The following is a 25,230-nucleotide window of genomic DNA, read 5'->3' as shown; positions in this document are numbered from 1 at the left end:
ATGACCGTCATCGCGACCGCCTCCAACCCGAGATTCTCGGTGAGCCGGGTCGACATCGATCGCGGTGGACCGACCTACACTCGCGACACCCTGCGCGAACTACGGGCGCTCAACCCCGATGCGGATCTCTACTTCATCACCGGCGCCGACGCGCTCGCGTCGATCCTGACGTGGCAGGAATGGGAGGAACTGTTCGGCCTCGCCAGGTTCGTCGGGGTGAGCAGGCCCGGCTACGAGCTCGACGGCAAGCACATCGAGAAGGCGCTCAAGGAGATGCCGGACGACGCGCTGAACCTGGTCGAGGTGCCGGCGCTGGCGATCTCGTCCACCGACTGCCGAAAGCGCGCCGAAGGCAACAGGCCGATCTGGTACCTGGTGCCCGACGGTGTCGTGCAATACGTGTCCAAGCGCGGCCTCTACCGGTCGCACGCCCTCGCCACACAGGAGCAATCGCTGTGACCGCGTCCGAAGAGGCCATCACCATGGCGACCGTCGCCGCGCAGGCGGCCTCGTCCAAACTCGCCGACGACGTCGTCGTCATCGACGTATCGGGCCAATTGGTGATCACCGACTGCTTCGTGATCGCATCGGCCACCAACGAGCGTCAGGTCAATGCGATCGTCGACGAAGTCGAGGAGAGGATGCGGCTGGCCGGCTACAAACCGGCACGACGCGAGGGTGCCCGCGAAGGGCGTTGGACGCTATTGGATTTCGTGGATATCGTCGTGCACATTCAGCATCAGGACGAGCGCAACTTTTATGCGCTCGACCGGCTTTGGCGGGATTGCCCGATCGTTCCGGTGGATCTCGAGGCGGGGTCGTGACGATCCGCCGCCTGGTGATGCTGCGGCACGGACAAACCGACTTCAACGCGGGCAACCGCATGCAGGGTCAGCTCGACACCGAGTTGAGCGACCTGGGCCGCGACCAGGCCGTCGCCGCGGCCGAGGTGCTGGCCAAACGGCAGCCGCTGCTGATCGTCTCCTCCGACCTGCGTCGCGCGCTCGACACCGCGACGACCCTCGGGGAGCGGTCGGGAATGCCGCTGCAGGTGGACGCCCGCCTGCGTGAAACGCACCTCGGGGACTGGCAGGGCATGACGCACATCGAGGTGGATGCCGCCGCGCCCGGCGCGCGGATCGCGTGGCGCAACGACGCCAGGTGGGCACCGCACGGCGGTGAGAGCCGTGTCGATGTGGCCGCGCGCGGCATGCCGCTGGTCCGCAAATTGGTTTCCGATCAAACCGAGTGGGGGACAGACGAACCGGAGCGGCCGGTGGTGTTGGTGGCACACGGGGGGCTGATCGCCGCGCTGACGGCGGCGCTGCTGAAGCTGCCGGTGGACAACTGGCCCGCGCTGGGCGGCATGGGCAACGCCAGCTGGGTGCAACTCTCCGGGCACTCCGACGACAACGAAGAATTCGACGATATCCGGTGGCGCCTCGACGTCTGGAACGCCTCGGCGCAGGTCGCCAACGATGTCCTCTGACCGGCGGACCCTTCTCGTCTTCTGCGACTCGCTTGCCTACTACGGGCCGACCGGTGGGCTGCCATCCGACGATCCGCGAATCTGGCCCAACATAGTTGCTGCTCATCTCGACTGGGATGTCGAGCTGATCGGACGGATCGGCTGGACCTGCCGGGACGTGTGGTGGGCGGCGACGCAGGATCCGCGCTCGTGGGCGGCGCTGCCCCGGGCCGGGGCCGTCATCTTCGCGACAGGGGGGATGGACTCGCTTCCGTCGCCGCTGCCGACGGCGTTGCGTGAACTCATCCGCTACGTGCGGCCATCGTGGCTGCGACGCTGGGTACGCGATGGTTACGGCTGGGCGCAGCCCAGGCTCTCGCCGATCGCACGGGCCGCATTGCCACCGCACGTCTCCGTCGAGTACCTCGAGATGACCCGTCACGCAATCGATTTCAACCGGCCGGGTATTCCCGTCGTGGCGTCGCTGCCGTCGGTGCATATTGCCGAGACGTACGGCAAGGCGCACCACGGCCGAGCGGGCACCGTCAAGGCGATCACCGCATGGGCGGAACAGCACAACGTTCCGTTGGTCGACCTGAAAGCCGCCGTCGCCGAGCACGTCATGAGCGGCAGAGGCAATCCTGACGGCATCCACTGGAACTTCGAGGCGCATCAAGCGGTTGCCGAACTGATGCTCAAGGGCCTGCAGGAAGCCGGAGTTGTTCAAGAGGATGCACCCTGATCATGGCCGTTGTCGTGGTGACCGACTCGTCTTCGCGCCTGCAGCCCGAGGACATGCAGCGCTGCGCTATTCGACAGGTACCGCTGCACATCTTGTTGGACGGCAACGATTTTCGCGACGGCATTGACGACGTGCCCGCCGACGCTCACCAGCGCCACGCCACCACCGCGGGCGCGACGCCCGCCGAACTCGCCGACACATACCGCGAAGCGCTAAAGCAGAGCGACGGCGACGGGGTGGTGGCCGTGCACATCTCGGCCGCGCTCTCGAGCACCTACAGTTCTGCGGTGTCGGCGGCGCGCGAGTTCGGTCCCGCCGTTCGCGTCGTGAACTCCAGGTCGGCCGCCATGGGCGTCGGGTTCGTCGCGCTGGCCGCCGCCGAACGTGCCGCATCGGGGGCAGACCTCGATGCCGTTGAGACCGCTGCTCGTTCGGCCGTTCCTCGCGGCCATTCGTTCATCGTCGTTCACCGGCTGGACAACCTGCGGCGCAGCGGCAGAATCCGCAGGGGGGCATCATTATTGGGATCCGCGTTGTCGCTGAAGCCGCTCCTGTGCCTTGACGTCGACGGCAGGTTGGTGCTGAGCCAGCGGATCCGCACCGCCACCAAGGCGCATGCGGCGTTGATCGATCAGATCGCCGAGGTGGTCGGCGACACCGGCGCCAGGATCGCCGTACATCACGTCGACAACCGCGACGCCGCGGACGACATCGCCAAGTCGCTGACCGTGCGGCTTCCACAGATCGCGCCGCCGACTGTCACCGACATGGGTCCGGTTCTCGCGGTGCACGTCGGCGCGGATGCAGTCGGCGTGTGCATAGAGGTTGACGACTAGTGCCATGGCTCGATCTGGCTGAGGCCGAACGCGAAGACTTCGCCGCGTTTCTCGAGTCTTTGACGCCGAAGCAGTGGGAGGCGCCGACGCTCTGCGACCGCTGGAATGTTCGCGAGGTTGCCGCCCACACCATCAGCTTCGACGAACTGCGTGGCGGCGCTTTGGTGACGCGATTTTTGAAGGGTTGGTTGTTGGTCGACCGGATCAACCAAGTGGGCGTCGACGATTACGCCGACCGCACTCCGGAGGAGCTGATCGCCTTGATCAGGAAGCACGCTCAGCCTCACGGGCTGACGGCGGGCTTCGGCGGGAGGGTCGCATTGACCGACAACATGATCCATCAGCAGGACATCCGCAGACCGCTGGGTTTGCCGCGCACGATCGACGAGCGGCGACTTCGCATCGCGCTGGACTTCGCTCTCATCGCGCCCACCATCCGCGGGTCACGCCGGGCCCGCGGAGTGCGTCTCGTCGCGACCGATCTCGAATGGGATCACGGCGGCGGCCCCGAGGTGCAGGGACCTGGCGAGGCGTTGTTGATGGCGTTGGCCGGCCGGAAGGACGCACTGAAGGACCTCAGCGGTCCAGGAACGAAAGAACTCTCGCAGCGAGTGCGCTGACGGAATCAACGCTGACCCGAGCACCACGCCATGTGCGGTGAGCAGCTAGACGGCCGCGCGGCCGGTGACCGGCGGCAGATCTTTCAGCGTGACGATGCCCGGCGGTGCCGCAACGACGGCGGGCACCGCGTTCGTCACCGGCAGGGCGGTGTAGATCATGCCGAGACCCATGAAGCCGGGCTCGGTCCAGTCCTTCGGCGGCAGGCAGTGCAGCACGGTGCGCATGTTGGGCAGCCCGAAGACCTGAATGACGTGTCCGTGCTCGAGTGGTTTGGGCGGCGTCACATGGTCGCCCATGGTCCAGTTGAAGCCGACGCTGACGACGTTCTTTTCGCCGACCCAGCCGCGGTGGTAGCCCATTACCCCGGCCACGGTGCCTTTCGGGATCTGCATGAAACCGAGATCGCTGTCGCCGTCGGCCGCAGTGAAAGTCACATCGAACGTCATCCGGTCCAGCTTCGCCCCGATCGCGTCGGCCATCATGGCCGCGGACTCGGCGAAGACCTCGCTTTCCCGCCGCACGCTTTCGGTCAGGCCCGGCGTCTGCGGGTCCTGGGAGAAGCCCATCGCGGTCTGGGTGCCGGCCGACTCGTAGGTGGAACAGTCCACCGACTCGGTGATCCTGATCTCGTCGACCCGCTCACACGATCCGCTGAGCACCATGCCGACCATGTTGGTCATACCCGGATGCGCGCCGCTGCCGAAGATCGTCGAATCACCCTTCTCGCAGGCCTTCCGGATGCGGTCCAGATCCTCCGGACGCTGCTTGCCGCCGGTGATCCAGGCAGCGCTGGAGCACACATTGACGCCGGACTCCAGCAACCGCGTGAGGTCATCGATGTTGGGCCACAACGGGTTGTAGCAGCAGGCATCCGGCTCGAGTGTGATCAACGCGTCAATGTCGTTGGTGGCCTTCACACCGGTCGGCTCGGGCCAGCCGGCAAGCTCGGCGGCATCCACCCCGACCTTGTCGGCGCCATGCGCGTAAACACCCACCAACTCCATGTCCGGCCTGCCGATGATCGCGTGCAGCGAGCGCTTCCCGATGTTTCCCGTCGTCCACTGGATCACCCGGATCGGCCGGTCAGGTGTGCTCATGCACCAAGACCCTAATGGGGTGCGATGATCGGCCGATGACTACCGGCGGAATCCGCGCCTTCACGTTCACGCCGGAAGACGGCGTGCCACCTGCCGTCGCGCCGTTCGCCCACGCCACCGCTGCGGGTCCGACGTTGTATGTCACCGGGCAGATGCCCACCGACGTGACAGGAACGGCCGTCGGCGCCGACGTCGTTGCACAGACCGATCAGGTGTTGGGCAACCTATTGCGCGTCACCCAATTGTGTGGCGGCGGGCTGGCGGACGTCGTGTCGGTGCGGGCGTTTCTTCTCGACTGGGACGACTACAAAGCCTTTAATGCCGCCTACGCGCGCTGGTTCCCGGACCGTTTGCCCAGCCGCACCTGTGTGGGCAGTACCGGGCTCGCGGTCGACGCCCTCGTCGAGATCGACTGGGTGTGCTGGCGAAGCGACGGCTGGGACGGCTAAAGCGCGGAACGTTGAGTCGGCATCGCCTCGTCCAGCGCGACGGTGGTGGCGAGGTCTTTCGCAACGACCAGTGACTCGAGTGCCTTCGTCCACGACTCGTAATAGGGGCGGTCGGGTTCCTCGGCGATGCTCGCCATGAGGCGGTGACGAAACGCATCCCATGGCAGGCCGAGCTGGTCGACCACCGCTACAGCGATGGCTAACGCGCGGGCCTGCCACGGCGCGTCGAAGATGAGTTCGCCGTTGTCGCGGGGCAGCGTGTCGTCGTCGAACGGTGTGGCGGTCATAGCCGCTGCACCCCGATCATCGAGTCGCGCGTCACCATGTCCGCGAGCTGATCCTCGGACAACTCCTCGGTGCCCGCCGGGCGCATCGGCAGCACCAGGTAACGAGCCTCAGCACTGGAATCCCAGACCCGGACCTCGACGTCGTCGGGGATGACGGTGCCCATCTCGGCGAGCAGCTTGCGGGGCTCACGCACCGCGCGCGAACGGTAGGCCGGTGCTTTGTACCACTTCGGCGGCAACCCGAGTATCGGCCAGGGGTAACACGAGCACAGCGTGCAGACGACGAGGTTGTGCACTGTCGGGGTGTTCTCCAGCACGACCACGTATTCGCCCTCCGGCCCGCCGAAGCCGAGTTCGGCGACGGCCGCGGTGCCGTCTGCGAGCAGCCGCGTCCTGTACTCGGGGTCAATCCACGCCCGGGCGACGACCCTGGCACCGTTCATCGGTCCGAGGTTGTCCTCGAAATGCGCGACGATCTGGTCCACCGCATCCACGTCGAGGATCCCTTTTTCGACCAGCACCGCTTCGATGGCTGCGATGCGCGCCTCGACGGGTGCGAGCGCTTCGGGGTGGTGATGGTCGGCCATCACGCCTCCTGCAGATATCGCTCGAACAGGTCGATATGCACGAAGTCGCCGTTTGTGCCTGCCTCTCCCCACAATTCGCGGGATGCGAAGCGCACCGCATACAGGGGATCGGTGACGGATCCGCCGCCGTGCGCCTCGATGTCGTCGATGTTCGCTGCCTCATCGACCCGCACGACGATGCCGCACTTGCCCTGGGCGTACCGGGGCGCGCGGGTGTGGCCGGGGGGATGCCGTTCGCGCACCCGCACCGTGTCGCCGATCGCGAATCTCGGGGTGGTCCGGGACGCGAGGTCGTCGGGCAGGACGCCGCGGTCGACTTGTGACAGCGGAAAGCGGCCGCCGGCGCGACGATCGAGTTCTTCTGGAGTGGTCACACCCGCCTCGACGGCAAGCGTGGTGAGGCCGGTCAGCCAGTGCTCGTAGTACGGGGACGACAGGTAGTGCGCGGGATCCATCCGCTCGATCGAATGCCGGAACCTGCCACCGGGCCCGCCGAGAGATGCGATCGACCCGACCATCATGCGGAAAGTGCGCCGCTCCCAGTCCGCGGCGAACATCGGCTCGCTGTCCGTGTGCTCGACCGGACCGAAGCCGTCCAGCCCACCGAGGTCATGCACACCGTCCACGTCCGGATCATACGAACTTGACGCCGGCATCCGACCGTATTCCCCCGATCGGGGGACACCCGGTTCAACCGGTCTGACGGCCGTTCGGCCGACACACATCTGCACGCCGCTGAGGCACAGTTATCTCATCACCGGAAACAACCGGCAGAGAAACCGAAAACTTCAGCAGCACAAGGAGATACAAAAATGAACGCCATTATCGCCCGCTACGTCGCCCTGCCCGCCGTCTCGGCAGGCATCCTCTGCGGTGCCGCCCTCGGCCTGGCCGGCATGGCCAACGCCGCGACGACCACCACTGAGCACAGCACCGGATCGGCCATCGTCAGCTCACCGGACACCTACGCGAAGCCCGCGCCGAACGCGCTGCCCGGGTGGCGTCACCACCACGGTGTCGGCCGGTTCGACATGTTCAACCAGTAAGCCACAACTGAACACGATCCACCTCCAATAGAGGCCCTCCCCGGCTGCGGTCAACATCCGGGGAGGGCCTCCCCCGTGTGGCCGCGCACGCGAGGAGCGAAGCGACGGGGAAGTTGTCCACAGAACCGACTTCATTCACAGTTTGCGCCGAATGCGCTGCCGACCGGCCGTTGTCGCCACGGTCGCACCTACCGTCGGGCACATGGGGACCGAACTGACCGCCGAGCGGCTTCAGCGCAGGCTCGGTGGCGAGGCCGACGCCGACACGGGCTCGGATGGCGACGCCGACAACTCCGATGCCGCACTGTCGCGCTGGCTGCCCGACGCCCCCGCCGGCGACTCCGCGGGCTGGCTGGCGGCCGTGCGCGCCGACCCCGGTCGCGCGGGTGCCATCGCGCTGGGACTCGTCGGTGTGGTGGCCGTGCTGGTCACTGTGTTCACACTGCTTCGGGATGAGACCCCGGCGGTGGTCTCGGCCAAACTGCCGCCGGTCGAGATGGTTTCGACGGCGCAGTCCACTCCGGCCGCGCCCGCTGCCCAGGGCCCGGTCATCGTCAGCGTTGTAGGCCTCGTGCACAAGCCGGGCCTGGTGACCTTGTCCGCGGGCGCGCGCATCGCCGACGCGGTCAGCGCGGCAGGCGGCGCCCTCGACGGCGCCGACCTGATCGGGCTGAACATGGCTCGCCGCGTCGCCGACGGCGAGCAGATCATCGTCGGCATCGCCGCGCCGCCGGGGGAGCCGACGACCATGGGCAGTTCGGTGGCAGCAGAGCCGAGCACGTCTGCATCACCGGGCGACCCGCAGGACACCGCGAGCACGTCGGCGCCGGACGTTTCGGTCGACTTGAATACCGCCACCGAAGAGCAGCTCGATGCCCTGCCCGGTGTGGGCCCGGTGACAGCGGCCGCCATCGTCGCGTGGCGTAGCGCCAATGGATCGTTCACCAGCGTCGACCAGTTGGCCGACGTCGACGGCATCGGTCCGGCGCGCCTGGAGAAGCTGCGAGCCCAGGTCCATGTGTGAGCGCACCAAACGGTCGCGAGGCCCACCTGGACCTGCGTCTGGTGCCTGCGGCGCTGACGAGTTGGGGGATCACGGCCGCAGGAATTCTGTGGTCGATCGCTGGTGTCGTCGTGATGTTGTCGGCGGCCGTCGCCACGGCAGGCGCGACAGCGTGGTGGGGTAGCCGACGCCGCCGATCGCGAGACGGTGTGCGGATGACGGCGGCGGGCGTGGCCGCTATCGCGTTGACAGCGTTGAGTTTCGGCATTGCGGTGCAGCTGCGCGTCGACCAGATGCGACACCATCCGCTCGTCGACCGCTACGGCACCGTCACCGCGGTCATCGTGACACCGAGCGAGACGCCGCGGTCGCTGGGCGGCGGCAGGTTGATGTTCCGTGGGTCGCTGAAGGCGGTCGACGCCGACGAGATGTCGGGCCGGGTGGTGGTTTTCGCCTCGGTGGCCGGCTTCGCCGAGCTGACGGCCGGCCAGCCGGCGGCGTTCAGGGCGCGGATCGCCAGGCCGAACCGCCGCGACCTCACGATCGCCGTCCTGTCGGCGACGGGAGAGCCGACGCTCGGCGAGGCCGCGCCGATCCAGCGGGCCGGGCAGGCAATGCGCAGCGCGTTCGCCGCCGCGGCGCGTTCCGCCTTGCCCACCGAAGAGGCGGCGATGCTGCCCGCCCTTGTCCTCGGGGACACGTCCATGTTGTCGAACGAGACCACCGCGCAATTTCGTGCCTCGGGGCTGACGCATCTCACTGCCGTGTCGGGGGCGAACGTCACGATCGTCTGCGGGGCGGTGCTGCTGACGGCGGCATTGGTCGGCCCTCGCATCGCCGTCGGCGTGGCCGCCGTCGCGTTGGTCGCGTTCGTCGTCGTCGTGCAGCCGTCGGCCAGTGTGCTGCGCGCCGCGGTGATGGCCGCCATCACCTTGCTGGCTCTGGTGACACACCGCCGCAGGCAGGCGATTCCGGCGCTCTCGGCCGCGGTCATCGCGCTGATGATCGCGGCACCCGACCTCGCCGTCGACGTCGGCTTCGCGTTGTCGGTGTCGGCGACCGCCGCACTCGTCGTCATCGCACCGGCGTGGTCGCGAGGGCTGGTGGCTCGCGGCTGGCCCAAACCGTTGGCCGATGCGGTGAGCGTCGCGGTCGCCGCTCAGCTCGTGACGGCGCCTCTGGTGGCTGCCATCTCGGGCACGTTCAGCGTCGTGGCGGTGGCAGCCAACCTCGCGGCCGCCGCGGTGATCGCCCCGATCACCGTGATCGGGTGCGCGGCGGCGGCGCTGTCGGTGTTGTGGCCGGCGGGTGCAGGCCTGCTGATCCGGTTCACCGGACCCGAACTGTGGTGGTTGCTGAAGGTCGCCCGATGGGCGGCGGGCATACCCGGCGCCTCGGTGCCGGTCCCCGCGGGGGTGCCCGGCGCGCTGACCGTTGCCGCGGCAACAATCGCGATGGTGGCGCTGTCGCGGTGGTGCCGCAGATCACTGCGCACGCGAGGAGCGGAATGACAACTGCGCACGCGAGGAGCGGATTGACAACTGCGCACGCGAGGAGCGGATTGACAACTGCGCACGCGAGGAGCGGATTGACAACTGCGCACGCGAGGAGCGGGATGACGACTGTCGGCGCGGCATGACACGATCGGCAGATGAGCGAATCGGTCCCCGGGTTGCATCTGGTTCTCGGGGACGAGGAACTTCTGGTCGAGCGCGCGGTGGCCGCCGTCTTGCGCGCAGCGCGCAAGCAGGCGGGGACCGACGACGTCCCGGTGAACCGCATGCGTGCCGGTGAGGTCAGCACGGCCGAGCTCGCCGAGCTGCTGAGCCCGTCACTGTTCGCCGACGAGCGCCTCGTGGTGCTGGAGTCTGCAGCCGAAGCGGGCAAGGAGGCTGTCGCCCTCATCGAGACCGCCGCCGCCGACCTGCCGGAGGGCACGCTTCTCGTCGTGGTGCACTCAGGCGGTGGCCGCGCCAAGGCGCTGGCCGGTCAACTGAAAAACCTCGGCGCCACGGTCCATCCGTGTGCCCGCATCGCCAAGGCTGCTGAACGCGCCGACTTCGTGCGCGGTGAGTTCCGCGCTTTGAAGATCAAGGTCTCCGAGGACACCGTCACAGCTGTATTGGACGCCGTGGGTTCGGATATCCGCGAGCTCGCATCGGTGTGCTCTCAGCTGGTCGCCGATACCGGCGGCAAGGTGGATGCGGCGGCGGTGCGCCGCTACTACAGCGGCAAGGCGGAGGTGAAGGGCTTCGACATCGCCGACAAGGCTGTCGTCGGTGACGTCGCGGGCGCCGCCGAGGCATTGCGCTGGGCGATGATGAGCGGCGAGCCGCACGTGGTGCTCGCCGACGCGCTGGCAGAAGCGGTGCACACGATCGCCCGGGTGGGGCCGTTGTCGGGCGACCATTACCGACTGGCATCCGAGCTGGGGATGCCGCCGTGGCGGGTACAGAAGGCGCAGAAGCAGGCGCGACGCTGGTCGCGCGAATCGATCGCGACGGCGATGCAGTTGGTGGCGACACTGAACGCGGATGTCAAGGGCGCAGCGGCAGACGCCGACTATGCGCTGGAAGCTGCGGTGCGGAAAGTGGCGGAACTCATCAAGGACTGAGCGGACTGAGCGGACTGAGCCCAGACCGCCGACTCAGAGCTTGTTGAAGGCGCGGGTCAGCGCGGACTTCTTGTTCGCCGCCTGGTTCTTGTGGATCACGCCCTTGCTGGCGGCCTTGTCCAGCTTGCGGTTGGTCGACTCGAGCAACTCGGCGGCCTTGTCCTTGTCGCCGGCCTCGGCGGCCTCACGGAACGAGCGAACGGCCGTGCGCAGCGAGGACTTCACCGACTGGTTGCGCAGTCGGGCAAGCTCGTTGGTGTGAATGCGCTTTACCTTCGACTTGATGTTGGCCACGCGCTGATTCCTTCGTAAATCTCGGTTGGGGGTTGGAAGCTCTTGGGCGCCCGGCGAGCGGGCAGCGAGGGTTCAGATTACCAGCGCACGGGGTAAAAACCCAAAGTGGGGGAGAATGGGAAGCCGCTGGCCTGCGGAAACGGAGCGGGTGGGGCAGCATGTCAACGGTGAGCCTTCGTATATTGCCGACCGAGACCGCCAAGCCCTCACGCACCAACGGCCGCCGGACCTCGCGCTACGAGGGGATCTTCGACGGCTACAACCACCTGGGCAGCTACTCCGAAGCCTTCGACGAGATGTTCGACGCGCAGGGCAACGTCCGCGGGCCATACAAGGGCATCTTCGCCGAACTCGCGCCTTCCGACGCCTCTGAGCTGGAAGCGCGCAACGACGCACTCGGCCGTGCCTTCATCGACCAGGGCATCACGTTCTCGCACTCCGGCCAGGAACGTCCCTTCCCGCTCGACCTCGTGCCGCGGGTGATCTCCGCCGCCGAATGGTCGCGTCTGGAGAAGGGCATCCGGCAGCGCGTCAAGGCGCTGGAGATGTACCTCGACGACATCTACGGCGAGCAGGAGATCCTGCGTGACGGCGTGATCCCGCGTCGGCTGGTCACCTCGTGCGAGCATTTCCATCGCGAAGCCGCGGGCATCGTCCCGCCCAACGGCGTGCGCATCCACGTCGCCGGCATCGACCTGGTGCGCGACGCACAGGGCAACTTCCGGGTGCTTGAGGACAACCTGCGCTCACCCTCAGGCGTCTCCTACGTGATGGAGAACCGCCGCACCATGGCGCGCGTCTTCCCGAACCTGTTCGCCACCCACCGCGTGCGCGCGGTCGGCGACTACTCATCGCATCTGCTGCGGGCACTGCGCAACGCCGCGGCATCCAACGAGGCGGACCCGACCGTGGTGGTGCTGACGCCCGGCGTCTACAACTCCGCCTATTTCGAACATTCACTTCTCGCCCGGCAGATGGGCGCCGAACTCGTCGAGGGACGCGACCTGTTCTGCCGCGACAACACCGTCTACATGCGCACCACCGAGGGGGAGCGTCAGGTCGACGTCATCTATCGCCGCATCGACGACGACTTCCTCGACCCGATGCAGTTCAATCCGAGCTCGGTGCTCGGGGTTGCGGGCGTGCTGAACGCGGCGCGGGCGGGCAACGTCGTCATCTCGAGCGCGGTGGGCAACGGCGTCGGCGACGACAAACTGGTCTACACCTATGTGCCCACGATCATCGAGTACTACCTGGGCGAAAAGCCGTTGATCGCCAACGTCGACACGTACCGCTGCTGGCTTGACGACGAATGCGAGGAAGTGCTCGACCGCGTTGACGAACTCGTCGTCAAACCCGTCGAAGGCTCCGGGGGCTACGGCATCGTCTTCGGGCCAGAGGCTTCTCAGAAGGAGCTCGCCACGATCAGCAAGAAGATCCGCAACGACCCGCGCGGCTGGATCGCCCAGCCGGTCGTGCAGCTGTCCACGGTGCCGACCCAGATCGGCGACAAGCTCGCGCCACGCCACGTCGACCTGCGGCCGTTCGCGGTGAATGACGGCGACGACGTGTGGGTGCTGCCCGGCGGCCTGACCCGCGTCGCGCTGCCGAAGGGCTCGCTGGTGGTCAATTCCAGCCAGGGCGGCGGCTCGAAGGACACCTGGGTGCTGGCGTCGCGTGCGTCGGTGGCCGACCGGGAACTGGCGGCCGCCGAGGTGGTCCGCAAGCTGCCCAAGGGGCCCAAGGGTCCAAGAGCCGACAAGAACGGCGAATCCGCGTCTCAGTCGCAGCAACAGCAGTCGCCGGGTCCCGGTCAGAGCCAACAGCAGCAACAGCAACAGCAGTCGTTGGTGCGCTGATGCTCGCCCGCAACGCCGAATCTCTGTATTGGATCGGCCGTTACGTCGAGCGCGCCGACGACACCGCCCGCATCCTCGACGTCACCGTCCATCAGCTGCTCGAGGATTCCAGCGTCGACCCCGACGAAGCGTCGCGCACGCTGCTTCGGGTGCTGGGGATGGAAGCGCCCTCGGAGCCGCTTGACGTGTGGTCGCTGACCGACGTCGTCGCCTTCAGCCGGAACACACACGGCGGATCGATCGTCGACTCGATCTCAGCTGCGCGCGCGAATGCAAGGGGTGCACGCGAAGTCACGTCAACCGAAATCTGGGAGTGCCTGAACACCACCTACAACGCACTCGCCGATCGCGAACGGGCCGCCAAACGCCTCGGGCCCGGCGAGTTCCTCTCCTATGTCGAGCGGCGCGCCGCGATGTTCGCCGGGTTGGCCGACTCGACGCTGTCCCGTGACGACGGCTACCGGTTCATGGTGCTCGGCCGGGCGATCGAACGGGTCGACATGACGGTGCGCTTGCTGCTGTCCCGGGTCGGCGATAGCGCATCGTCGCCCGCCTGGGTGACGGTGCTGCGCTCGGCGGGTGCACACGACACCTATCTGCGCACCTACCGCGGCGTGCTCGATGCCACCCGCGTCGTCGAGTTCATGCTGCTGGACCGGCTGTTCCCGCGGTCGGTGTTCTACTCGCTGCGGCTGGCCGAGCACAGCCTCGACGAACTGCACCACCGCGCGCTCAACCGGGTCGGCGCGACCGCTGAGGCGCAACGGCTCCTCGGCCGGGCCCGCAGCGAGCTGGAGTTCGTCCGTCCCGGCGTGCTTCTGGAGTCGCTCGAACGGCGTCTCGCCAGCTTGCAGGAAACGTGCAGCGACGTCGGAGAGGCGTTGGCGCTGGAGTACTTCCACTCCGCGCCTTGGGTGGCGTGGACGGACGCCGGACGCAACGGGTCCCTCGTCATCGAAGAGGGGGAGATTTAGAGATGTGGCGCATGCGGGTGGTGCACTCGACCGGCTATGCGTACAAGTCACCGGTGACGGCGTCGTTCAACGAGGCACGCCTGACGCCGCGGTCTGACTCCCGCCAGAACGTCATCCTCAACCGCGTCGAAACCGTCCCCGCGACGCGCTCCTACCGCTACGTCGACTACTGGGGCACGGCGGTGACGGCTTTCGACCTACACGCGCCGCACACGGAGCTCGAGGTCACGTCGTCGTCGGTGGTCGAAACCGACAAGGATGAGGTGCCCGACGAGAAGGTGAGCTGGGACGACCTGACGACCGAAGCCGTGATAGACAAGTTCGACGAGGTGCTCGGCCCGACGCACTACACGCCGCTGAGCAAACGCATCGTCAGGGTCGGACAGAAGATCGCGAAGGATCACGATCCCTTCGACGCCGTTGTCGCCGCAGCCAATTGGGTGAACAGCGAACTCGACTACGTGCCGGGCACCACCGGCGTGCACTCGTCCGGGCTCGATGCTCATCGCGAAGGCAAGGGCGTCTGTCAGGACTTCGCACACCTCACCTTGATTCTGCTGCGGGGCATGGGTATTCCGGCGCGGTATGTGTCGGGATACCTGCATCCGACACCGAAGGCACCTGTCGGTGACGCCATCGAGGGCCAGAGCCACGCATGGGTCCAGGCGTGGACGGGCCGCTGGTGGAACTACGACCCGACCAACGACACCGATATCAACGAGCAGTATGTGAGCGTCGGTGTCGGCAGGGACTACTCGGACGTCTCGCCGCTGAAGGGCGTCTACTCGGGGGAAGGTTCGACCGACCTGGACGTGGTCGTGGAGATCACCCGGCTGGCATAGCGCCTCGACCGCTAACCTGGCTGTCATGGCGGCCGAGTTCGACCTCGAGCTCACGTCCGGGCGCGTGCACGCTCAACGCTTCGGCGATCCCGATGCGCCGCTGGTGCTCGCGGTGCACGGACTTTCGGCCAACATGCACGGCTTCGACTACCTGGCTCCGCATCTCGTCGCCGACGGCGGACGCCAGGTCGTCGCGGTCGACTTGCGCGGACGCGGCGGCAGCGACTCCACGGCACCGGGCACCTATGGTCTGGCGTCTCATGCCCGTGACATGTTCGAGGCGGCAACGCTTCTCGGACACGAGCAGTTCGACTGGATCGGCTGGTCGCTCGGCGCGCTGACCGGCATCCTCGCCGCCGGGCTCGAACCGGGCCGTATCCGCCGCCTCGGGCTGATCGACCATGCGGGCCGGTCCGACGAAGGAGCCGTGGCAGCCGTACTCGCCGGCCTCAACCGGCTGGATTTCCACCTTTCGACTGCCGAAGGTTACGTGTCGCAGGTGGAGGCCGTGAGTCCGATCCGCCCGTTCACCGACTTCTGGCGGCGCTTCTATCTCTACGAATTCCGGCGGACCAGCAAGGCTGCCTGCCTCGAAGATGGCCGCGACGCGTCCGGGCGAGATTGGCCGCACCAGTGGCGCCACCTGACCATGCCCGTCGGATTGGTGCGCTGCAGGCAGCCACTCAATGGCGGCCTTGTGGTTCCCGACGACGTCGCCGCCGATATCGACTCGACGGTCCAGACGCTCACCATTACCGACGTTGACGCCGACCACTTCACCGTCATGACGTACGAGCCGGCCGCCGAAGCGCTACGCGCGCTTGTCGGTTAGTTGCCGCCGCGGCCACCGCATACGCCGGGGTGCACCTCGACGCGGTGCAGATCGTCGCCGAGTTCGATCTGCCTGCTGAACACCGTCGCCGCCAGCGCGCGCCAGTCGTCCTCTTGCCCGGGTGCGATGCCCGGCACGTAGTGGGTGAGCACGAGGATGCCGACGCCCGCGCGCTCCGCGGTGGCAGCGGCCTCCTCGACCGACGAGTGGTAATCGCAGATGTCGCGGATCCGCTGCTGCGGCATCTGCGAGATCAGCTCTTTGCGGATCACCGTGTGCACGAGCGCGCCTGCGCCCGCGGCCAGGTCGTCGAGGCCGGCGCACGGCACGGTGTCGCCGGCCAGCACCACCGACGCGTCGTCATGTTCGATCCGGAACCCGATGGTCGGCGCCACCGGCCGGTGATCGGTCGGCGCCACCAGAATCCGCACGCCGTCGCGGCCCCACACCACGCCGCCGGTGACCTCCTCCACCTCGACGCGCGGTGGGCCGGTGATGTCGGCGTGGTGTGCAATCCGGTAGCCGATGTCGTGGCCGAACGCTTTGAGCGTGGCGTCGACGACTTCTGCCGTGCCGGGCGGTCCGATGATCGGCAAGGCCGGCGCGTCCGGATCGAATGTCGTCACCCAGCGCGTGATGATCACGTCTCCGAGGTCGGCTATGTGATCGCTGTGCAGATGCGTGAGAAGCAGTGCGGACAACGCATTGGCACCCGAGCCCACCGCCGCCAACCGCTGTTGCACGCCACGACCGCAGTCGACCAGGAACGTCTGCCCACCGGCCCGCACCAGCGTCGACGGGCCCGCCCGGTTCGGGTCGGGAATCGGACTGCCGGTGCCGAGCAGGGTGACTTCGATCATCAGACATACCTACCCCGTCGAACGGTCCGGCTCAGGCCATATCGCCAGAAATTGCCTAACGTGAGATCTGTGGACGCGGATCCGGCGGGAACGGTCGCAACGTGGCTGTGGCAAGCAGGAGCAGACATCCCGAAGATCGTCGAGTTCGTGGCCGCGCGCCGGCTTCGCGAGGTCTACGTCGCGGTGCCACTCAGCGGGGTCGACGACAATATCGCGGCGCTCACCACAGCGTTACGGGCCAACGGAATTGCGGTGTCGTGCCTCGGCGGCGACCCAACGTGGACGGTCCAGCATGACACCGCGTCCAATTGGGCGTTCCGGGCCACCACCGACGCCGTGTTCGACGCCGTCCACCTCGACGTCGAACCGTGGGCACTGCCCCGTTGGCCGCAGGATGCGCGCGAACTGATGAGTTCCTTCGCCACTCTGGTGGAGGAAGTGACGGAGGTGGCTCCGCTGGTGCTGGATCTGGTGCCGTGGCTTGTGCACGATCACCGTGAGTTGCTCACTCGCATTGTGCGTCAGTGTGATTCGATCACCGTGCTGGCCTACCGAGACCGTGCCTCGACCATCGTCGCGGAGGCCGAACCGATGCTCCGGCTTTGTGAAGCCGCGGGAACTCGCTACCGGATCGGCGTCGAGACCCAGCCGCCGTCAGCCTCGGTACCGACCAACACGACGTTCGCCGACGACGGCGAGGCGGTGATGCGCAGGGAGCTCACCGCCGTCGCCGCACGGCTTCAGCAGCCGTTGTTCGACGGGTTCGCCGTCCACCACCTTCGCTCGTGGCAGACCATGCCGCCGTGACCGGCTACTCGCGGCCGGCCGACACCCAGCTCATATCGCGGAACCTGTTCCCGGACACGGCATCTGCGGCGGCATCCAGTGCGGTGAGCTGATCCGCGGTCAGCGTCACCCACAACGAGCCGAGATTCTCCTCGACCCGTGCGGCCCTCCGGGTTCCCGGGATCGGCACCGACGCCACACCGAAGGTTTCGGCGCGCTGCCGCAACCAGGCCAGCGCGACCTGGGCGGCCGTCGCGCCCAACGCATCGGCCACCGACGTGACGACGTCGACCACCACGAGGTTCGCGTCGAGCGCACCCTCGGCGAAGCGGGGCATCGTCTTGCGGAAGTCGTTGCTCGCCGCGAGATCGGCTGCCGACCGCACGGTGCCGGTCAGGAAGCCACGCCCCAACGGCGAGTACGGAACGAAGCCCACGCCCAGCTCGGCGGCCGCGGGCACGACATTGCGCTCGACGTCACGGCTCCAGATCGACCACTCGCTCTGCACCGCGGCGATCGGGTGCACCGCGACCGCGGCCCGCAGTTCGTCGGCGGTGACCTCCGACAGGCCGAGGTGGCGCACCTTGCCCGCGGTCACCAGCTCGGCCATCGCGCCCACGGTCTCCTCGATCGGCACCGACGGGTCGCGGCGATGCATGTAATAGAGGTCGACGACGTCGGTGCCGAGCCGTGACAGGCTCTCGTCGATGGACTTGCGGACATACTCGGCGTCCCCGCGCGCCACCAGAGTCCCTGCCGCTCGATCGGCCGGATTGCTCGCAATGCCGAACTTCGTTGCCAGGGTGACTTCGTCACGTCGGTCGGCAAGCAGCTTGGAGATCAGCCGTTCGTTGTTTCCGCCGCCGTACACGTTGGCGGTGTCGATGAACGTGACGCCGAGGTCGAGGCAGCGGTGCAGGGTGGCCAGCGATTCGGTGTCATCGACCTCTCCGTACACGGGCGTCAACGCCATCGCTCCGAAACCGATTGCACTGACCGTCAATCCGTCGCCGAGAGCGACTGCAGGCACGTCATTAGATTGGTTAGTCATGCTTTCGTTCCTCAAGTCGACGGTGGTTCATGTTCCTGCAACCAGCGCCGGCGCGTGACTGTTCCGACCAAGATGCTTTCGCCTCGACCGACTTCGACCTAACCTTGTGTGAACCAGGTCACGATGGAGGCGACGATGCGAATCGCGGACGTGTTGCGAAACAAAGGCGCCGCGGTGGCGACGATCACCCCCGAGACCTCGGTTTCCGGGCTGCTCAACGAGCTCGCTGTGCACAACATCGGCGCCATGGTGGTGGTGTCGTCCGACGGGCTGGTCGGCATCGTCTCCGAGCGCGACGTCGTGCGAAAGCTGCATGAGCACGGCGCTGAACTGCTGAAACTGCCCGTCAAGGCCATTATGACGACGTTCGTCGCGACCTGCTCGCCGCACGACACGGTCGACCATCTCACCGCGCTGATGACCACGAAGCGGGTCCGACACATCCCTGTGCTGGACAACGACCGGCTCGTCGGCATCGTCAGCATCGGCGACATCGTGAAACAGCGGATGGAGGAACTGGAGAGCGAGCACAGGGCTCTGCAGGACTACATCACCCGTGGCTGAGATCGAACGTCGGCCCATCGAGCGTGCCGACGTTCGTCCCTCCTCGAAAGTGCTGGCCCGGGCGTTCTACGACGACCCGTTGATGCTCTATATGCTGCCCGACGACAAGGCAAGGGCGAAGGCGCTGCCGCCGATGTTCGCGGCGCTGACCAGCCATCATTTCCTGTCCCGCGGCGGGTCGGAAGTGGCGAGCCGCGACCGACGGATCGGCGCGGCCACGCTGTGGGATCCGCCGGGGCAACGCAAGTCGTCGCGATGGGAAGAGCTCCGGATGCTGCCGACGCTGGCGTGGTACTTCCGTTCGCGTGGCAAGCAGACGCAGGCCCTCGGCAGGGCTATGGAGGAAGCTCACCCCGAGGAACCGCACTGGTATCTGATGGTCATCGGTAGCGACCCGAGCGTGCGCGGCGCCGGCTTCGGGCAGGCGCTGATGCGCTCGCGCCTCGACCGCTGCGACGGTGAACGCGCGCCCGCCTATTTGGAGGCGAGCAGGGAAGAGCTGGTCGGTTACTACAGCCGGTTCGGCTTCGAGCAGATCGGCGAGATCCAGGTTCCCGACGGCCCGAAGATGTGGCCGATGTGGCGGGCGCCGCGGTAGGTCAGCTCCAGGAGTAGTCGCGGCGCAGCCTCGCCGCGATGATCTCGAACGTTTCGCGTTCCAGGATCGCGCCTTCGCGTCGGATGCCCTCCTCGGGCACGTCGAGCACCCTGTCCAACCGCACCCAGCTCGGCCGGGATTCGTAGTCCCATGGCCCGGAACCGATACCGACCCAATCGCGCTCGTTCTGGTGGCGTTCCTGGCTGGACAGCATCAGGCCCAGCAGCGTGCGCCGGTCGCGGCCAACCACCAGCACCGGGCGATCCTTGCCCCGCGACGGGTCGTCCTCGTAGACCACCCACGTCCACACCACTTCGCCGGGATCCGCGCGGCCGTCGAGGTCAGGGGCGTACACAAGTTTGCGGGCGCGATGTGCCGTCGGGACGCTGTTGTTGGTCACCGGGCGCCCGGCGGTGATCGCGGTCGTGGGGACCGCGGTGGTGCCGGCGAGGGCGTCAAGGCCCATCTTGATGCCCTGCTGGATGTTGCGAGGCAGGTTCTCAGGTCGTTGGAGCTGGCGGATCACCTTCGGTGCTCCGTTGAATACCAGGTTCTCTGCGATCCTCTGAAACGTCCTCCATTGCGACGCCATATTCGCAGCATAGGTGAAGGAGAAATCGCGCGATTGTGTCGCCGTGCCGCCGGCTCGATACCCTGGAAGGGCATAGCGCGCCCGCTATACAAAGCCTGACCAGGAGATTCCCATAAGCAGTTTCGCCGACCAAACCTTCACCGCGCCGGCGCAGATCAGGAACTTCTGCATCATCGCCCACATCGACCACGGCAAGTCCACGCTGGCCGACCGGATGCTGCAGCTCACCGGCGTCGTCGCCGACCGCGACATGCGTGCGCAGTACCTGGACCGGATGGACATCGAGCGCGAGCGCGGCATCACCATCAAGGCCCAGAACGTCCGGCTGCCGTGGAACGTCGATGGCACCGATTACGTGCTGCATCTGATCGACACCCCGGGCCACGTCGACTTCACTTACGAGGTGTCGCGGGCGCTCGAGGCGTGCGAAGGCGCGGTGCTGCTGGTCGACGCCGCCCAGGGCATCGAGGCGCAGACGCTGGCCAACCTGTACCTGGCGCTGGACCGCGACCTGCACATCATTCCGGTGCTCAACAAGATCGACCTGCCCGCCGCCGACCCCGACCGCTATGCCGCTGAAATCGCCCACATCATCGGCTGCGAGCCCGGCGACGTGCTTCGGGTATCCGGCAAGACCGGCGAGGGCGTCGCCGACCTGCTCGACCACGTCGTGCGTGAGGTGCCCGCCCCGCAGGGCGACGCCGACGCACCGGCCCGGGCTATGATTTTCGACTCCGTCTATGACATCTACCGCGGCGTCGTCACCTACGTCCGCGTCGTCGACGGCAAGATCCTGCCGCGCGAACGGATCAAGATGATGTCTACCGGCACCACCCACGAACTACTGGAGGTCGGCATCGTGTCGCCCGACCCCAAGGCGGCCGCCGGGCTCGGTGTCGGCGAGGTGGGGTATCTCATCACCGGCGTGAAGGATGTCCGCCAGTCGAAGGTCGGCGACACCGTGACCTCCGCTCGCCATGGCGCCACGGACGCGCTCACCGGATACCGCGAGCCGAAGCCGATGGTCTATTCCGGGCTGTATCCCGTCGATGGCTCCGACTATCCGGACCTGCGGGACGCGTTGGACAGGCTGCAGCTCAACGACGCGGCACTGGTCTGGGAGCCGGAGACGTCGGTGGCACTGGGGTTCGGCTTCCGGTGTGGCTTCCTCGGGCTGCTGCATATGGAAATCACCAGGGAACGGCTGGAGCGAGAGTTCGACCTGGACCTGATCTCCACCTCCCCGAACGTGGTGTACCGCGTGGAGAAGGACGACGGGAGCCAGCTCGTCGTCACCAACCCGTCGGACTGGCCGGACGGAAAGGTACGCGCGGTGTTCGAGCCGGTGGTCAAGACGACGATCATCGCGCCCAGCGAGTTCATCGGCACCATCATGGAGCTGTGCCAGTCCCGCCGCGGCGAGTTGGGTGGCATGGACTACCTGTCGCCCGAGCGGGTCGAGCTGCGCTACACCATGCCCCTCGGCGAAATCATCTTCGACTTCTTCGATTCGTTGAAATCCCGGACCCGCGGATACGCCAGCCTCGACTACGAGGCTGCGGGCGAACAGGCAGCCGATCTGGTCAAGGTGGACATCCTGCTGCAGGGTGAGGCCGTCGACGCGTTCAGCGCGATCGTGCACAAGGATTCCGCCGGCGCCTACGGGAACAAGATGACCACCAAGCTCAAGGAACTCATCCCTCGCCAACAGTTCGAGGTTCCGGTGCAGGCTGCCATCGGATCGAAAATCATTGCCCGCGAGAACATTCGCGCCATCCGCAAGGACGTGCTCTCGAAGTGCTACGGCGGTGATATCACTCGTAAGCGCAAGCTGCTGGAGAAGCAGAAGGAGGGCAAGAAGCGGATGAAGACCATCGGTCGCGTCGAGGTTCCGCAGGAGGCCTTCGTCGCCGCGCTGTCCAGCGACGCCGCGGGTGACAAGCCGAAGAAATGACAGCGCGAGTTCTGCTCGTGGGAATCGTGGTCGCGGCCGCGACGGCGTTATCCGGCTGCGTGAGTACGGTTTCCGGCACCGCGGTGCGCAACGCGAATACGGTGCCGTCGGATGTGCCGCGGCTGGATAAGTCGGCTCTGGACAAGGCGGTCCTAGGCATCGACGAGATCAACGACATCATGGGCACCACCGACCTCGAGGTCACCAGCGACATCGACAACATGACCGATTCATCGGACAAGGTGTCCGACCCGGACTGCCTCGGCGCGATGTTCGGCGCCGAGGAGCCCGTCTACAAGGGCAGCGGGTGGACGGCGGTGCGTGACATCGTGGCCCGCGAGCCCGACCAGGACAACGACCATTGGGTCGAGCAGACCGTCGTGCTCTACCCGCAGGCCGGTAACGCCAACCGGTTCCTCGAGAAGTCGCGGTCGATCTGGCAGAAATGCGCAGGTTCGTCGCTTGCGGTGAACACCGAGGACACCAGCTCGCTGTGGCAGTTCGGCGACGTCTCCGGAGACGACCTGGTCACCCAGATGGCGACGCAGGAGGACGCCGACGGCTGGGGATGCCAGCACGCCCTCGTGGCGGTGTCCAACCTGACGGCGGAAACGTGGGCCTGCGGCTACAGCGTCAACGACGAGGCGTCGACGATGGCCGTCGACATCGTCGACAACGCCGCGGAGAAGTAACAGAGCAAAACTTCTGATCAGCCGGAGTTCAACGCGCGCGGGCTCCGGACACACCGATAGATTGAGCAAGGTGTGGGGCAAGCGACCGGAGATGATCGTGCACAGCAGTGCGCCGTTCAACTCCGAGCCATCCCGGTCCGCGCTGGCGGAAGCGGATATCACCGCGGTGGACACGTTCTATACGCGCAATCACGGTCAGATTCCGTGTGTTGTCGAACGCGATTGGCGGCTGAGCATCGCTGGACTCATAGACCGGGAACAGACCGTCACCTTCGACGAACTCACCACCCGATTCGAGGTCCACACTCTGGTGGCGACGCTGCAGTGCGCAGGCAACCGTCGCGCCGGATTCAACGAGATCCGCAAGATCGAGGGCGAGGATCCGTGGGGAGCGGGGGCGACTTCGACCGCTGAATGGCGGGGTGCGCGCCTCGCCGACGTGCTGCAGAGCGCGGGAGTGCGTACCGGCGACGGTCTGCACGTCGCCTTCGAAGGCCCCGATATCGCCGAGGAAGCGACGCCGCCACAGCGCTACGGCAGCTCCATTCCATTGTCGAAGGCATTGTCGCCGGAGGTGCTGCTTGCCTGGGAGATGAACGGTGGTCCGCTGCCAGGCCTGCACGGCGGCCCGGTCCGCGTGGTGGTGCCGGGTTACATCGGCGCCCGAAGCGTCAAATGGGTAACGTCCATCAATGTTCAGGATGCGCCGTCCGACAACTACTTTCAGGCGCAGGTCTATCACCTCCTGCCTGCCGACGCCGATCCCGACACCGCCGATCCGAGCACGGGCATCCCGCTGTCGTCCGTCGCCGTCAATTCCGAGATTCTCGTGCCGGATGACGGCGATTCGATTCCCGAGGGACCGTTGACGATCCGCGGGTACGCCTTCGCCGGGGATGACCGAGGAATCGCCAGGGTCGACGTGTCCATCGACGGCGGAGCATCCTGGCGCCAGGCGGACCTCGCGCCACAGCGCAGCCCCTGGTCGTGGCGGTTCTGGACGCTCGACGCCGTCGTCGCCACTGGGCCACTGAACATCACCGCGAGGGCCTGGGACAACACCGGTGCGCTTCAGCCCGAGTCGGCAGAGGCGCTATGGAATCCGAAAGGCTATGCGAACAACTCGTGGGCGAACGTGCACGCGTCGGTGGTTTCGGGGTAACCCCTAGCACCATGAAAGTGACCATCATCGAGACGTCGGCACTGGGCGATCGCAGCTACGTCGTCACCGACGGCACCACCGCGGTGGTCATCGACCCACAGCGGGACATCGACCGTGTGCTGACCGCCGTCGGCGATGCCCGCATCACCCACGTGCTGGAAACCCACATCCACAACGACTACGTGACCGGCGGGCTCGAGCTGTCGCGGACCGCGGCCGCCGAATACGTGGTGCCCGAAGGCGAGGACCTCGGATATTCGGCACGAAGGGTCGTCGACGGCGACACCATCGAGTCCGGGCCGATCGTGCTGCGGGTCATTCACACGCCGGGCCACACGCAACACCACGTCAGTTACGAACTGCGCGACGAATCCGGAACCACCGTCGGCGTGTTCAGCGGTGGGTCCCTGTTGTTCGGCAGCACCGGTCGCACCGACCTGGTCGACGACGCCGAAACGGAGGCGCTGACTCGCGCGCAGTACCGCTCCGTCCGGCGCCTTGCAGACACCCTTCCCGACGGAGCCGAGGTGTACCCGACGCACGGGTTCGGCAGCTTCTGCTCCGCCTCGATCGTCGACGAGGACTCGTCGACGATCGGGCAGCAGCGCCAGAGCAACCCCGCGTTGGCCAAGGACGAGCAGGACTTCGTCGACGAGCTGTTGGCAGAGCTCTCGGCATACCCCACTTACTACGCACACATGGGTGTGATCAACAGCGAAGGCCCCGCAGCCGTTGATCTTTCCCTCCCCAAGACCATCGGACCCGACGAGCTGCGTCGCCGGCTGGAGTCGGGGGAGTGGGTCGTCGACGTCCGCCACCGCGTGGCGTTCGCCGCCGGCCACGTCGGGGGCAGCCTCGGATTCGAGTTGTCCGGGTCGTTCGTGACATACCTGGGTTGGCTGCACCCGTGGGGCACCCCGTTGACGCTGATCGGTGAGGACGAGGACCAGATCGCCGACGCGCGGCGCGAACTCGTGCGTATCGGCGTCGACGACATCACAGGCTCAGCCGACATCGAGCTTGTCAGGGACGCCGCAGACGAGCGCACCTACCGGGTGGCCGACTTCGGTGCGCTCGCCAAGGCCATCGGCGGCGACGGGGTGACGGTTCTCGATGTGCGACAGGCCGACGAGTTCGCCGACTCGCACATCGACGGCGCGCTGAACATTCCGCTGCACGAGCTGGTCGACCGCGTCGGTGAACTGCCTGTCGGCGAGGTCTGGGTGCACTGCGCGTCCGGCTACCGCGCCTCTATCGCGGCGTCGATTCTCGACAGGCACGAGCGCGACGTCGTGCTCGTCGACGACGAGTTCGGCAAAGCCGAGGAACTGAATCTGACACGCGATTCGCGCTAGCGTCTACAGCGACGAGCGGCGTTGGGTGACGGATCGGTCGCGCGGCCGGTAAGGACCCCGTGCAC

The 25,230-nt window shown here is 66.8% G+C and carries 30 protein-coding genes; 22 read left to right on the top strand and 8 right to left on the bottom strand.

Annotated elements, in window-relative coordinates:
• The 6 genes from nadD to QOC76_RS06695 form a co-directional block, all read left to right on the top strand.
• Positions 1-459 (top strand): nicotinate-nucleotide adenylyltransferase (nadD, locus tag QOC76_RS06720; protein WP_526355462.1); only part of this gene is annotated, 459 nt, incomplete at its 5' end.
• A complete protein-coding gene (gene rsfS / locus QOC76_RS06715) occupies positions 456-824 on the top strand; it encodes a ribosome silencing factor (protein ID WP_526355460.1) in 369 nt (122 codons plus the stop codon). The genes nadD and rsfS, both read left to right, overlap by 4 nt.
• Complete coding sequence (gene gpgP / locus QOC76_RS06710) at positions 821-1,489, top strand: glucosyl-3-phosphoglycerate phosphatase (RefSeq protein ID WP_526355458.1); 669 nt, start codon at positions 821-823, stop codon at positions 1,487-1,489. Before rsfS ends, gpgP begins: the two co-directional genes overlap by 4 nt.
• Complete coding sequence (gene octT / locus QOC76_RS06705) at positions 1,479-2,210, top strand: diglucosylglycerate octanoyltransferase (RefSeq protein WP_526355456.1); 732 nt, start codon at positions 1,479-1,481, stop codon at positions 2,208-2,210. The genes gpgP and octT overlap by 11 nt, the downstream gene beginning before the upstream one ends.
• A 2-nt stretch (positions 2,211-2,212) precedes the next feature.
• Positions 2,213-3,046 carry a DegV family protein gene (locus tag QOC76_RS06700; protein ID WP_526355454.1) on the top strand — a complete coding sequence of 278 codons (834 nt, stop codon included), beginning with the start codon at positions 2,213-2,215 and terminating at the stop codon, positions 3,044-3,046.
• The gene (locus tag QOC76_RS06695; protein WP_526355452.1) at positions 3,046-3,666 is read left to right on the top strand and encodes a maleylpyruvate isomerase family mycothiol-dependent enzyme; all 621 of its coding nucleotides are present in this window, start codon (positions 3,046-3,048) and stop codon (positions 3,664-3,666) included. Before QOC76_RS06700 ends, QOC76_RS06695 begins: the two co-directional genes overlap by 1 nt.
• Before the next feature lie 45 nt (positions 3,667-3,711).
• Here the strand turns inward: QOC76_RS06695 and QOC76_RS06690 are convergent, their stop codons facing one another.
• A complete protein-coding gene (locus QOC76_RS06690) occupies positions 3,712-4,764 on the bottom strand; it encodes an NAD(P)H-dependent amine dehydrogenase family protein (RefSeq protein ID WP_526355450.1) in 1,053 nt (350 codons plus the stop codon).
• Positions 4,765-4,799: 35 nt separating this feature from the next.
• Between QOC76_RS06690 and QOC76_RS06685 the strand changes: the two genes are divergently transcribed.
• Positions 4,800-5,213 (top strand): RidA family protein, encoded by a 414-nt coding sequence (locus QOC76_RS06685; protein WP_526355448.1) that lies wholly within the window; start codon positions 4,800-4,802, stop codon positions 5,211-5,213.
• Here QOC76_RS06685 and QOC76_RS06680 read toward each other — a convergent pair.
• The 3 genes from QOC76_RS06680 to nthB are packed head-to-tail and all read right to left on the bottom strand — an operon-like array spanning position 5,210 to position 6,713.
• Positions 5,210-5,500, bottom strand: coding sequence for a nitrile hydratase accessory protein (locus tag QOC76_RS06680; RefSeq protein WP_526355446.1), 291 nt, complete (start codon positions 5,498-5,500; stop codon positions 5,210-5,212). The two genes, QOC76_RS06685 and QOC76_RS06680, sit on opposite strands and share 4 nt — an antisense overlap.
• Positions 5,497-6,087: a nitrile hydratase subunit alpha gene (nthA, locus tag QOC76_RS06675; RefSeq protein ID WP_526355444.1), complete on the bottom strand. Its 591-nt coding sequence runs from the start codon at positions 6,085-6,087 to the stop codon at positions 5,497-5,499. The genes QOC76_RS06680 and nthA overlap by 4 nt, the downstream gene beginning before the upstream one ends.
• Positions 6,087-6,713: a nitrile hydratase subunit beta gene (nthB, locus tag QOC76_RS06670; RefSeq protein ID WP_526355442.1), complete on the bottom strand. Its 627-nt coding sequence runs from the start codon at positions 6,711-6,713 to the stop codon at positions 6,087-6,089. The genes nthA and nthB overlap by 1 nt, the downstream gene beginning before the upstream one ends.
• Before the next feature lie 186 nt (positions 6,714-6,899).
• Between nthB and QOC76_RS06665 the strand changes: the two genes are divergently transcribed.
• The 4 genes from QOC76_RS06665 to holA all read left to right on the top strand — a co-directional run bounded on the left by QOC76_RS06665 (position 6,900) and on the right by holA (position 10,750).
• Positions 6,900-7,133 carry a hypothetical protein gene (locus tag QOC76_RS06665; RefSeq protein ID WP_526355440.1) on the top strand — a complete coding sequence of 78 codons (234 nt, stop codon included), beginning with the start codon at positions 6,900-6,902 and terminating at the stop codon, positions 7,131-7,133.
• Positions 7,134-7,335: 202 nt separating this feature from the next.
• Positions 7,336-8,157 (top strand): ComEA family DNA-binding protein, encoded by an 822-nt coding sequence (locus QOC76_RS06660; RefSeq protein WP_526355438.1) that lies wholly within the window; start codon positions 7,336-7,338, stop codon positions 8,155-8,157.
• Positions 8,154-9,647 carry a ComEC/Rec2 family competence protein gene (locus QOC76_RS06655; RefSeq protein ID WP_526355436.1) on the top strand — a complete coding sequence of 498 codons (1,494 nt, stop codon included), beginning with the start codon at positions 8,154-8,156 and terminating at the stop codon, positions 9,645-9,647. Before QOC76_RS06660 ends, QOC76_RS06655 begins: the two co-directional genes overlap by 4 nt.
• 140 nt (positions 9,648-9,787) lie before the next feature.
• Complete coding sequence (gene holA, locus QOC76_RS06650; RefSeq protein ID WP_526355434.1) at positions 9,788-10,750, top strand: DNA polymerase III subunit delta; 963 nt, start codon at positions 9,788-9,790, stop codon at positions 10,748-10,750.
• Positions 10,751-10,783: 33 nt separating this feature from the next.
• Here the strand turns inward: holA and rpsT are convergent, their stop codons facing one another.
• Positions 10,784-11,044, bottom strand: a complete 261-nt coding sequence (gene rpsT / locus QOC76_RS06645) for a 30S ribosomal protein S20 (protein ID WP_526355432.1) — start codon at positions 11,042-11,044, stop codon at positions 10,784-10,786.
• A gap of 158 nt (positions 11,045-11,202) precedes the next feature.
• On the opposite strand from rpsT, the gene QOC76_RS06640 reads away from it, so the two are divergent.
• Genes QOC76_RS06640 through QOC76_RS06625 form a run of 4 tightly spaced genes read left to right on the top strand, consistent with a single transcriptional unit; the run spans position 11,203 to position 15,551 of the window.
• Positions 11,203-12,903 (top strand): circularly permuted type 2 ATP-grasp protein, encoded by a 1,701-nt coding sequence (locus QOC76_RS06640; protein WP_526355430.1) that lies wholly within the window; start codon positions 11,203-11,205, stop codon positions 12,901-12,903.
• Positions 12,903-13,877, top strand: coding sequence for an alpha-E domain-containing protein (locus QOC76_RS06635; protein WP_526355428.1), 975 nt, complete (start codon positions 12,903-12,905; stop codon positions 13,875-13,877). The genes QOC76_RS06640 and QOC76_RS06635 overlap by 1 nt, the downstream gene beginning before the upstream one ends.
• A gap of 2 nt (positions 13,878-13,879) precedes the next feature.
• Positions 13,880-14,719, top strand: a complete 840-nt coding sequence (locus QOC76_RS06630; RefSeq protein WP_526355426.1) for a transglutaminase-like domain-containing protein — start codon at positions 13,880-13,882, stop codon at positions 14,717-14,719.
• 25 nt (positions 14,720-14,744) lie between these two features.
• Complete coding sequence (locus QOC76_RS06625; protein ID WP_526355424.1) at positions 14,745-15,551, top strand: alpha/beta fold hydrolase; 807 nt, start codon at positions 14,745-14,747, stop codon at positions 15,549-15,551.
• On the opposite strand, the gene QOC76_RS06620 is transcribed toward QOC76_RS06625, so the two are convergent.
• Positions 15,548-16,411, bottom strand: a complete 864-nt coding sequence (locus QOC76_RS06620) for a ribonuclease Z (RefSeq protein ID WP_526355422.1) — start codon at positions 16,409-16,411, stop codon at positions 15,548-15,550. The two genes, QOC76_RS06625 and QOC76_RS06620, sit on opposite strands and share 4 nt — an antisense overlap.
• 69 nt (positions 16,412-16,480) lie before the next feature.
• On the opposite strand from QOC76_RS06620, the gene QOC76_RS06615 reads away from it, so the two are divergent.
• Entirely contained in the window at positions 16,481-17,218 is a 738-nt protein-coding gene (locus tag QOC76_RS06615; protein WP_526355420.1) for a hypothetical protein, read from the top strand.
• A gap of 4 nt (positions 17,219-17,222) precedes the next feature.
• On the opposite strand, the gene QOC76_RS06610 is transcribed toward QOC76_RS06615, so the two are convergent.
• The gene (locus tag QOC76_RS06610) at positions 17,223-18,248 is read right to left on the bottom strand and encodes an aldo/keto reductase (RefSeq protein WP_526355418.1); all 1,026 of its coding nucleotides are present in this window, start codon (positions 18,246-18,248) and stop codon (positions 17,223-17,225) included.
• Between the two features lie 135 nt (positions 18,249-18,383).
• Here QOC76_RS06610 and QOC76_RS06605 point away from each other — a divergent pair, with 135 nt between their 5' ends.
• Both QOC76_RS06605 and QOC76_RS06600 read left to right on the top strand, forming a co-directional pair.
• The gene (locus QOC76_RS06605; protein ID WP_526355474.1) at positions 18,384-18,812 is read left to right on the top strand and encodes a CBS domain-containing protein; all 429 of its coding nucleotides are present in this window, start codon (positions 18,384-18,386) and stop codon (positions 18,810-18,812) included.
• Complete coding sequence (locus QOC76_RS06600; protein WP_526355416.1) at positions 18,805-19,410, top strand: GNAT family N-acetyltransferase; 606 nt, start codon at positions 18,805-18,807, stop codon at positions 19,408-19,410. Before QOC76_RS06605 ends, QOC76_RS06600 begins: the two co-directional genes overlap by 8 nt.
• 1 nt (position 19,411) lies before the next feature.
• Here QOC76_RS06600 and QOC76_RS06595 read toward each other — a convergent pair whose 3' ends face one another.
• Positions 19,412-20,002: a type II toxin-antitoxin system PemK/MazF family toxin gene (locus QOC76_RS06595; protein WP_526355414.1), complete on the bottom strand. Its 591-nt coding sequence runs from the start codon at positions 20,000-20,002 to the stop codon at positions 19,412-19,414.
• A gap of 106 nt (positions 20,003-20,108) precedes the next feature.
• Between QOC76_RS06595 and lepA the strand changes: the two genes are divergently transcribed.
• The 4 genes from lepA (at position 20,109) to QOC76_RS06575 (ending at position 25,165) form a co-directional block, all read left to right on the top strand.
• Entirely contained in the window at positions 20,109-21,956 is a 1,848-nt protein-coding gene (lepA, locus tag QOC76_RS06590; RefSeq protein WP_526355472.1) for a translation elongation factor 4, read from the top strand.
• Positions 21,953-22,648 (top strand): sensor domain-containing protein, encoded by a 696-nt coding sequence (locus QOC76_RS06585; protein WP_526355412.1) that lies wholly within the window; start codon positions 21,953-21,955, stop codon positions 22,646-22,648. The genes lepA and QOC76_RS06585 overlap by 4 nt, the downstream gene beginning before the upstream one ends.
• A gap of 91 nt (positions 22,649-22,739) precedes the next feature.
• Positions 22,740-23,810: a sulfite oxidase gene (locus tag QOC76_RS06580; RefSeq protein WP_526355470.1), complete on the top strand. Its 1,071-nt coding sequence runs from the start codon at positions 22,740-22,742 to the stop codon at positions 23,808-23,810.
• Between the two features lie 11 nt (positions 23,811-23,821).
• Positions 23,822-25,165, top strand: coding sequence for an MBL fold metallo-hydrolase (locus QOC76_RS06575; RefSeq protein ID WP_526355410.1), 1,344 nt, complete (start codon positions 23,822-23,824; stop codon positions 25,163-25,165).
• Positions 25,166-25,230: the final 65 nt, after the last annotated feature.

The organism is Mycobacterium sp. (assembly GCF_032159565.1).
GTDB lineage: Bacteria > Actinomycetota > Actinomycetes > Mycobacteriales > Mycobacteriaceae > Mycobacterium.
This window is presented reverse-complemented; position numbering and strand designations above follow the sequence as displayed.

Bases quoted from the DNA above. Each gene is read 5' to 3' on its own strand.
- QOC76_RS06660 (WP_526355438.1), top strand. From the start codon at position 7,336: ATGGGGACCGAACTGACCGCCGAGCGGCTTCAGCGCAGGCTCGGTGGC.
- QOC76_RS06580 (WP_526355470.1), top strand. From the start codon at position 22,740: ATGATCGTGCACAGCAGTGCGCCGTTCAACTCCGAGCCATCCCGGTCC.
- QOC76_RS06640 (WP_526355430.1), top strand. From the start codon at position 11,203: ATGTCAACGGTGAGCCTTCGTATATTGCCGACCGAGACCGCCAAGCCC.
- QOC76_RS06685 (WP_526355448.1), top strand. From the start codon at position 4,800: ATGACTACCGGCGGAATCCGCGCCTTCACGTTCACGCCGGAAGACGGC.
- QOC76_RS06635 (WP_526355428.1), top strand. From the start codon at position 12,903: ATGCTCGCCCGCAACGCCGAATCTCTGTATTGGATCGGCCGTTACGTC.
- QOC76_RS06610 (WP_526355418.1), bottom strand. From the start codon at position 18,248: ATGACTAACCAATCTAATGACGTGCCTGCAGTCGCTCTCGGCGACGGA.
- holA (WP_526355434.1), top strand. From the start codon at position 9,788: ATGAGCGAATCGGTCCCCGGGTTGCATCTGGTTCTCGGGGACGAGGAA.
- octT (WP_526355456.1), top strand. From the start codon at position 1,479: ATGTCCTCTGACCGGCGGACCCTTCTCGTCTTCTGCGACTCGCTTGCC.
- QOC76_RS06575 (WP_526355410.1), top strand. From the start codon at position 23,822: ATGAAAGTGACCATCATCGAGACGTCGGCACTGGGCGATCGCAGCTAC.
- QOC76_RS06665 (WP_526355440.1), top strand. From the start codon at position 6,900: ATGAACGCCATTATCGCCCGCTACGTCGCCCTGCCCGCCGTCTCGGCA.
- QOC76_RS06595 (WP_526355414.1), bottom strand. From the start codon at position 20,002: ATGGCGTCGCAATGGAGGACGTTTCAGAGGATCGCAGAGAACCTGGTA.
- QOC76_RS06680 (WP_526355446.1), bottom strand. From the start codon at position 5,500: ATGACCGCCACACCGTTCGACGACGACACGCTGCCCCGCGACAACGGC.
- nthA (WP_526355444.1), bottom strand. From the start codon at position 6,087: ATGGCCGACCATCACCACCCCGAAGCGCTCGCACCCGTCGAGGCGCGC.
- QOC76_RS06690 (WP_526355450.1), bottom strand. From the start codon at position 4,764: ATGAGCACACCTGACCGGCCGATCCGGGTGATCCAGTGGACGACGGGA.
- QOC76_RS06700 (WP_526355454.1), top strand. From the start codon at position 2,213: ATGGCCGTTGTCGTGGTGACCGACTCGTCTTCGCGCCTGCAGCCCGAG.
- QOC76_RS06630 (WP_526355426.1), top strand. From the start codon at position 13,880: ATGTGGCGCATGCGGGTGGTGCACTCGACCGGCTATGCGTACAAGTCA.
- QOC76_RS06620 (WP_526355422.1), bottom strand. From the start codon at position 16,411: ATGATCGAAGTCACCCTGCTCGGCACCGGCAGTCCGATTCCCGACCCG.
- QOC76_RS06605 (WP_526355474.1), top strand. From the start codon at position 18,384: ATGCGAATCGCGGACGTGTTGCGAAACAAAGGCGCCGCGGTGGCGACG.
- QOC76_RS06585 (WP_526355412.1), top strand. From the start codon at position 21,953: ATGACAGCGCGAGTTCTGCTCGTGGGAATCGTGGTCGCGGCCGCGACG.
- QOC76_RS06625 (WP_526355424.1), top strand. From the start codon at position 14,745: ATGGCGGCCGAGTTCGACCTCGAGCTCACGTCCGGGCGCGTGCACGCT.